This window comes from Streptomyces albospinus (assembly GCF_014648695.1).
Classification (GTDB): Bacteria; Actinomycetota; Actinomycetes; order Streptomycetales; family Streptomycetaceae; genus Streptomyces; species Streptomyces albospinus.
In genome coordinates, this window is sequence record NZ_BMRP01000121.1 from 1 (window position 1) to 2,924 (window position 2,924).

3 protein-coding genes and 1 pseudogene are annotated in these 2,924 nt (G+C 68.3%); all 4 read left to right on the plus strand.

The annotated features are described in order from the left end of the window. The first annotated feature begins 38 nt into the window (after positions 1–38). The 4 genes and pseudogenes from IEZ17_RS41475 (at position 39) to IEZ17_RS41490 (ending at position 2,890) form a co-directional block, all read left to right on the plus strand. Positions 39–725 carry a transposase gene (locus IEZ17_RS41475; protein ID WP_194505916.1) on the plus strand — a complete coding sequence of 229 codons (687 nt, stop codon included), beginning with the start codon at positions 39–41 and terminating at the stop codon, positions 723–725. 192 nt (positions 726–917) lie between these two features. Then, a pseudogene (locus IEZ17_RS41480) lies at positions 918–1,683 on the plus strand (IS5 family transposase). Positions 1,684–1,854: 171 nt separating this feature from the next. Next, positions 1,855–2,256, plus strand: coding sequence for a DUF3592 domain-containing protein (locus IEZ17_RS41485; protein ID WP_189308812.1), 402 nt, complete (start codon positions 1,855–1,857; stop codon positions 2,254–2,256). 121 nt (positions 2,257–2,377) lie between these two features. Continuing rightward, on the plus strand, positions 2,378–2,890 hold the full coding sequence (locus tag IEZ17_RS41490; RefSeq protein ID WP_189308813.1) for a DinB family protein: 513 nt from the start codon (positions 2,378–2,380) through the stop codon (positions 2,888–2,890). Positions 2,891–2,924 lie beyond the last annotated feature (34 nt).

A 2,924-nucleotide genomic window follows, 5' to 3' on the forward strand; every position in this document is an offset into this window, starting at 1 on the left:
CACCGCCCAGAGCCGGATGGTCTCCACCGTCGACCCTGATGCCAGGCACATCCACAAGACCCGCTCCCATCAGCAGGAGGGGTTCAGAGCACCTCGCCGTCGAGCCGGAGACCGGACTGATCACCGCGATCACCCTGCGGCCCGCTGCCGGAGCCCAGCATCACGAAGCCGCCGTCGCCATGGACCTGCTGGCCCAGGAGACCGGAACTTTGGACGTCCTGGCCGACTCCGCCTACTCCACCGCTGCCCTGCGCAAGGAACTGACCACGGGCGGGCACCGCCTGCTGATCAAACCAGCCGCATTGAAGGAGGCCGTCACTGGCGGTTTCACACTCGACGACTTCCGCATCGACGCCCCAGCCGGCACAGTGACGTGTCCGGCCGGCCACACCACCAGCCTGCTGCCGGCGGGCGGCAAGCACCAGCAGTGCAAAGCCTGGTTCACCGTCCAGCAGTGCACCGGATGCCCACTGCAGGCCCGGTGCACCACATCCGAACGGGGCCGTGTCGTCACCTGGCGCCCGCACCGCGAGCTGCAGGCCGATGCCCGCCGGCAGGCCACCGATCCCAGCTGGCAGGCCGACTACCGCCGTTGGCGCCCGCCCGTGGAACCGGTCATTGCCTGGCTCGTCGCCCACGGCAACCGCCGCTTACCCTGCCGCGGCACCATCAAAGGCGAACGCTGGATCCACCACCGGGCCGCGGCCTCAACCTCCGCCGACTGATCAACCTCGCTGATCAACCTCGGCCTCAACCACCACAACGGCCTGGCCCCTGACCCCCACCACTCCATAACCAGGGGAAAGCGGCGGTCTGAGCCTGCTGCCGAACAGACTCCTTCCAACATCTTCATTGGATTTCTAGGGCGTGTCCGACGGGTCCCGCGACTCGCTCTCTTGCTGATCGTTCCGGTCGATGTGGGGCGGGGTGACCTTTCGGATGAGGGATGGGCGCGGCTGGAACCGTATTTACCGAGGAGGGTGGGCCGGGGTGGGCGGTGGCGGTGTCACCGGCGGGTGATCAACGGGATTCTGTTCCGGCAGCGGACCGGCCTGCCGTGGCGGGATCTGCCGCCGCGGTTCGGCAAGTGGAAGACAGTGCACGACAGGCACCGCAGGTGGTCGGCGGACGGCACGTGGGAGAGGATCCTGCAAGCTGTCCAGGCCGACGCTGATACCGAGGGCAGGATCGACTGGTCCCTGGTCGGCGTGGACTCCACGGTGTGCCGCGCTCACCAGCACGCCGCCGGCGCCCGCAAGAAGGCGCCACGGAAACCTGGCAAGTGCACCCGCCCCGCCCAGCACCGTCCCGATGAAGCCCTCGGCCGTTCACGCGGCGGGCTCAGCACGAAGATTCACCTGGCCGGTGACGGCGGGCTGGCCGGACCATCTGAGCGGCGACAAAGCGTACAGCTCGCGGCGCAACCGCCGTTACCTGCGCCGCCACCAGATCGGCCACGCCATCCCCGAGCCGGACAACCAGCGGGCCAACCGGCAGCGGCGCGGCAGCGCAGGAGGTCGGCCCACCGGCTTCGATGCGGCGCGGTACGCCCGCAGGAACGAAGTCGAGCGCCTGGTCAACAAGTTGAAGATCAACCGGGCCGTGGCGATGCGCTTCGACAAGCGGGCTTACGTCGTTCACGGAACGGTCACCCTCGCCGCGATCAGGCTGTGGCTCCGGTGATGACCTCGGCTTCAGGGAGCGGGGCGGCCCTTCGTGGCCCCCGCCACGACCACGGAAGCCCGAGAAGCCGGTGTGCCCGCGCACCTTCGTGAACCATCGGGCTGCGCGCCGCGTCCTCCTGATGCGCGGCCCATGCCGGGCGGGCGCTGCGCGAGGGAGAGCAGGGGACGGATGACGGGTGAAACGATCGGTATCGGGCTGGCCGTATTGGCGGGCCTGGTGAGTCTGTGGGCCGGTGCGCGGGAGGCACGGCTGCAGATCCGGCTGAGCCTCTACGGGCTGCGCGCCGAGGGGGTGGTGGTGGACCAGGAGCATGCGCCAGCGGACGATTGTTCGACGCCCGTCATCGAGTTCACCGACCGGCAGGGCCGACCCGTCAGGTTCCGGCCCGTTGCGACGGGGCTGGGACTGGGGCTGCCCCTCGGAGCCCATGTGCCGATCGTCTACCTACCCGAAAGGCCGGAAAGCGCAAGGGTATTCACCCGGAAACACCGCCTAACTCCGATCGTCGGCCTGTTCGCCGGAGGCATGATCTTCCTCGGCGTCGCAGTTGGGGTCGTGCTCACGCGCTGACCTTGTTCTCCCTCTTCGTTCTCACTAACGGATCCACCGCTAGAGCCGAATCAGGCAACGTTCGCCCCCTGTCGGAGGTCCTGCCTGTCGACGGCTTCGACCGCTGGCGGATAATCGACCGATGAGCGCCATCGAACGCCCTTTGCCGCCTCTGAACGCCGACGAGCGCACTACGCTCGAAAGTTGGCTTGACTTTCACCGCGCCACCCTCGCCATGAAGTGCGAGGGCCTGGACGATGAGCAGGCCGCCGTCGCGTCCGTGCCACCGTCCGGCTTCACATTGACCGGCCTCGTCCAGCACATGGCGGAGGTGGAGCGGAACTGGTTTCGCCGAGTGTTCGCCGGAGAACAGGCCCTGCCGATCTACGACCCGCAGGCTGACCCCTCTGCCCCCGACGGCGGCTTCGAACTGGCCGAGGGCGCCACACTGCACGACGCCCTCACCACCTGGCACGCGGAGATCGCCCGCGCCCGCGAGCTCTGCGCCGACCGCGCCCTGACCGACACCGGGCGCTTCATGGAGCAGGACGTCAACCTCCGCTGGATCTACGTCCACATGATCGAGGAGTACGCCCGTCATAACGGCCACGCCGACCTGCTCCGGGAGCGCATCGACGGCACCACTGGTGTATGACGCCCAGGTAGCGTTCGCCCTATTGTGAGGTGAC